Source organism: Sulfurisphaera sp., assembly GCF_059755235.1.
This window is the reverse complement of record NZ_DBPRYF010000008.1, coordinates 1-3,590: the sequence shown is the minus strand read 5'-3', so window position 1 is coordinate 3,590 and position 3,590 is coordinate 1. Positions and strand designations below refer to the sequence as shown.

Below are 3,590 nucleotides of genomic sequence, written 5' to 3'. Positions count from 1 at the left end.
TGGAGAAACTATCATTTCTGCAATTGTTATAAAAATAACATCTATAATTGCGAAAATTAAGTTAGTTACGAATGCTACAGCAAAATATGAAATAGAATAAACTAAAACACCAAGAATTATGTGCTTTATCTTTAAAAGTTTGCCAATGAAATCTTGCAAAAACACTATTAATATTCCGTTTACCACAAAGAGAATTCCTACATCTATTACACTAAGTTTAATCACTTCAGTATAAAATGTTAAAAGAGAAAAACCGAGTTGGCTCATTAACATAAACGTTAAAAAAGTAGGAGGTAAAAATTTTACGAAATCCTTATCTAACTTCAGAGTGATCTTCTTTCCCTTAAAATCTGGGATCGACTTTAGGAACAGTATGGGAATTAAGGTCACGATAGATGAGATAAGAAACAAATCTCTAAATGAATATTCAAATATGATTGAACCTAGTAAAGGGGCAAAGGCCTTGCGAAACAGTTAAATATTTGATAAGCATTAATAGAAATTGATAGATAAAGATGGAAAAGTTATATTCGATGAAGGAAGCATCGGAGATACTTGGTGTCCACGTAAGGACTCTGCAGAAGTGGGATGAGGAGGGAAAGATACACTGTGTTAGAACAGTTGGCGGCAAGCGCAGAGTACCAGAGTCAGAGATTAAGAGGATTTTGGGACTGCGTGAAGAGAGAAAAATAATTGGATATACCAGAGTATCCTCTCACACCCAGAAAGATGATTTAGAGAGACAGATCGAAGCTATAAATCAGTATGCAAAAGAACATGGATGGAACATCGAAATCCTCAAGGATATTGGTAGTGGGTTAAATGAGGACAGAAAAAACTTTCAAAAGCTCCTCAAAATGATTATGGACAAGAAAGTATCGAAAGTTATTGTCACCTACCCAGATAGGCTGACAAGGTTTGGGTTCAAAACACTTCAGCAGTTCTTTCAAAACTACGGCACTGAAATTGTCGTGATAAATCAAGAAGAGAAGGAGCCAAAAGAGGAACTAGTGGAGGACTTAATAACGATTATCTCCCACTTTGCGGGTAAACTCTATGGTATGAGGAGTCACAAATATAGGGAGGTGGTTGAAAATACAAAAAGACTCATACAAGAGCGTTAGCTACAAGGTTAAGCATAACTATAATATTGACGATTTTCTGCTCAGCTACCGCTCTCTGCTACAGAAAGCAATAGACATAATCTGGGGAAACGTCACATGGGTTGAAAAATGGGAGGAGAAATGCTATGAGGTTGAAAGCGGGAAGAAGAGAAAGAAGAAATGTTATCAAATTAAACGACTCGTTCCACTGCTTCCAAAGACAAGGGGGTTCAAGAAAAAACTTAGGGACGAGCTGTTAAAGGGTTGGTCTTATGCTTCCCACTACGTTGATTCTGCAATAAAAGTAGCTTATTCGATTTTGAAGTCTTGGAAGAAGAACTATCTTAAGGGAGAAAGAAGGAGAAATAAACCTACTGTCAAGAAGCTTTTTGCTAGAGTCAAGGAGACGCTCTATACCTACAAGAATGGAAAAATTAGAGTCACCATAGTACCTAGGAAGCAGTACTTGGAGTTTGACTTAGCGAAAGCCTGGTTCAAAAGCAAGGTTCGAGGGCTAGATCTGGGTGAGCTGATACTAACAGAGAATGAACTAATAATTACTTTCAGAAAACCAAAAGAGGAGAAAAATCGTGCCGACTGCATCGGCTGGGACTCAAACTTGCTCAGCCTCGATGGCTTTTAACCGAAATACGGATGGCAAAAAATTGACTCAAGTAAACTTTATCACATTCACAGAGTTCACGAAATAAAGAGGAAGAGAGCACAGAGCGTAGCTAGTAAGAAAAACGCACTGAATGAGCGAGTATCTAGACATGGTGAGAGGGAGAGGAATAGAGCTAAGGACTACGCGCACAAACTCACTAATGCACTCACGAGAATATTTCCAAGTACAGTTCACGGTTTTGAGGACTTAAGCAAAGAGGGGATGTTTAACACCTCGAAAGACCACAACAGAGATATTACTAAACAGAACTGGAAGCAGATACTCAACTACATGAAATACAAATCCGAGGTAAAGCTAATTGATCCTAGGTACACCTCGTCCACCTGCCCCAGATGCGGAGGAAAGATGTTAAAGCTCCAAGAGGGGCAGGTGGTTAGGTGTTTGAAGTGCGGGTTAGAGCTAGACAGACAGCTATGTGGTGCAATAAATATCTACCTCAAAATGTGTGGCTTTCCCCAGAGCCCGAGCACCTTCTTCCGTGCGGTGATAAAAAGGATGATCCCTCGGTGGAAGGTGTGGATGAGGGCTTTGGGTGGGGTTGCCACGAAAGGGGGTAAGGGTGGTGATATGCCACCGATGAACTCAAGAGGGTGGCTGAGCCTAATGAACCCCAAGGCTTTCGTAGGTCTATGAATGCCTGTGAAAGCTGAACCCCTAACTAGCAACTTGAGACACAGGTGGAGGGTCTCTTACCCCTTCAATTTTCTTCATGTATTCTCTATACATACATCTATCTTGAATTACAATCAGTCCCGCTTTTCCAGCCTTTTCAGCAGCTTCATCATTTCTAATTCCTTATTACTTTTACATCTCCTTTCTGTTTTACTCTTTCTAAGACATCATCAACAATTTTTGGTACTTCCGATGAAGGTCTAAATACTTCAACAACTTCTACTTTATCTGGAACTTCCAAAATGGATTTGTAACTTTTCCTTCCAAGTACTTCATCCACAGTAGGGTTGACTGGAATTACGTTGTATCCCTTACTTATTAGAAATTTTGGGACTTGGTGAGAGGGTTTTATTGGATCCTTAGAAAATCCTATTGTTGCAATATTTTTATAATTTGTCAAAATTTCTTTTATTAAGTCTTCTTCCGAAGTCATAATATAAAAAGTGATTAGGGTAAAAAACATTTATATGAAACAAAATATCGATTTAACAGGGAAAACATCTAAAGTTGAAAATTTACTTCTAGGGTTACAACTATATTTTCTCACATTCATTTTTCGTAATTTTTACTTTTCCCTCCAACTTTTCTTTAGATTTGCAAATAACAAACCCTTTTCTCACATCAACAAAGTTTAAGTAGTAACTTTCCTCTTGCCCCTCTGGCGTAACATTAAGTTTCCATGAAGCCGTTACTTCTCCCTCCAACTCTTCGATCTTTTTCAATTCTCCTCCACATTTAGGGCATTTAATTCTTCCTATAGTTATATAGCCACAATTTACACATATCATCATGGTTCATCACCATAAATTATTACTGTTGCTGAGTTTCCAAACCCAGCCATGCTCAATGAAAGTCCAACTCTCGCATTTTTAACTTGCCTATTTCCAGACTCTCCCCTTATTTGTAAAAAGGCTTCAATAGCTTGAGCAATTCCACTAGCACCAATAGGATGTCCCTTTGAGTTTAAACCACCACTGGTATTAATAGGGATTTCCCCATCTAGTGAGGTAACGCCTTCCATTACAGCTTTCCATCCTTTCCCTTTTTCAAAAAATCCTAAATCTTCTGATTGTATTATTTCAAGAATTGTAGCCATATCGTGCAGTTCGGCAAAATCAACTTTTTCCACT

The 3,590-nt window shown here is 38.4% G+C and carries 5 protein-coding genes and 2 pseudogenes; 3 read left to right on the top strand and 4 right to left on the bottom strand.

Annotation, left to right across the window (positions count from 1 at the left end; all coding sequences use genetic code 11):
• A pseudogene (locus tag AC3OCB_RS00590) lies at nucleotides 1–390 on the bottom strand (MFS transporter); the annotation flags it as partial.
• A 125-nt stretch (nucleotides 391–515) separates the two neighbouring features.
• On the opposite strand from AC3OCB_RS00590, the gene AC3OCB_RS00585 reads away from it, so the two are divergent.
• From AC3OCB_RS00585 to AC3OCB_RS00575, 3 genes are read left to right on the top strand one after another with little or no spacing between them, the layout of a single operon-like run.
• Complete coding sequence (locus tag AC3OCB_RS00585; protein ID WP_498340207.1) at nucleotides 516–1,124, top strand: IS607 family transposase; 609 nt, start codon at nucleotides 516–518, stop codon at nucleotides 1,122–1,124.
• A complete protein-coding gene (locus AC3OCB_RS00580) occupies nucleotides 1,090–1,746 on the top strand; it encodes a hypothetical protein (RefSeq protein WP_498340205.1) in 657 nt (218 codons plus the stop codon). The genes AC3OCB_RS00585 and AC3OCB_RS00580 overlap by 35 nt, the downstream gene beginning before the upstream one ends.
• A gap of 21 nt (nucleotides 1,747–1,767) precedes the next feature.
• On the top strand, nucleotides 1,768–2,421 hold the full coding sequence (locus AC3OCB_RS00575) for a zinc ribbon domain-containing protein (RefSeq protein ID WP_498340208.1): 654 nt from the start codon (nucleotides 1,768–1,770) through the stop codon (nucleotides 2,419–2,421).
• 21 nt (nucleotides 2,422–2,442) lie between these two features.
• Here the strand turns inward: AC3OCB_RS00575 and AC3OCB_RS00570 are convergent.
• The 3 genes and pseudogenes from AC3OCB_RS00570 to AC3OCB_RS00560 all read right to left on the bottom strand — a co-directional run.
• Nucleotides 2,443–2,893 (bottom strand): annotated as a pseudogene (locus AC3OCB_RS00570) (CoA-binding protein).
• A gap of 100 nt (nucleotides 2,894–2,993) precedes the next feature.
• Entirely contained in the window at nucleotides 2,994–3,251 is a 258-nt protein-coding gene (locus AC3OCB_RS00565) for a hypothetical protein (RefSeq protein WP_498340204.1), read from the bottom strand.
• Nucleotides 3,248–3,590, bottom strand: a 343-nt coding sequence (locus tag AC3OCB_RS00560) for a thiolase family protein (protein WP_498340203.1), incomplete at its 5' end; no start/stop codon positions are given. The genes AC3OCB_RS00560 and AC3OCB_RS00565, both read right to left, overlap by 4 nt.

Excerpts from the sequence above, each read along its gene's own strand:
- AC3OCB_RS00585 (WP_498340207.1), top strand. The coding sequence starts at position 516 with ATGGAAAAGTTATATTCGATGAAGGAAGCATCGGAGATACTTGGTGTC.
- AC3OCB_RS00565 (WP_498340204.1), bottom strand. The coding sequence starts at position 3,251 with ATGATGATATGTGTAAATTGTGGCTATATAACTATAGGAAGAATTAAA.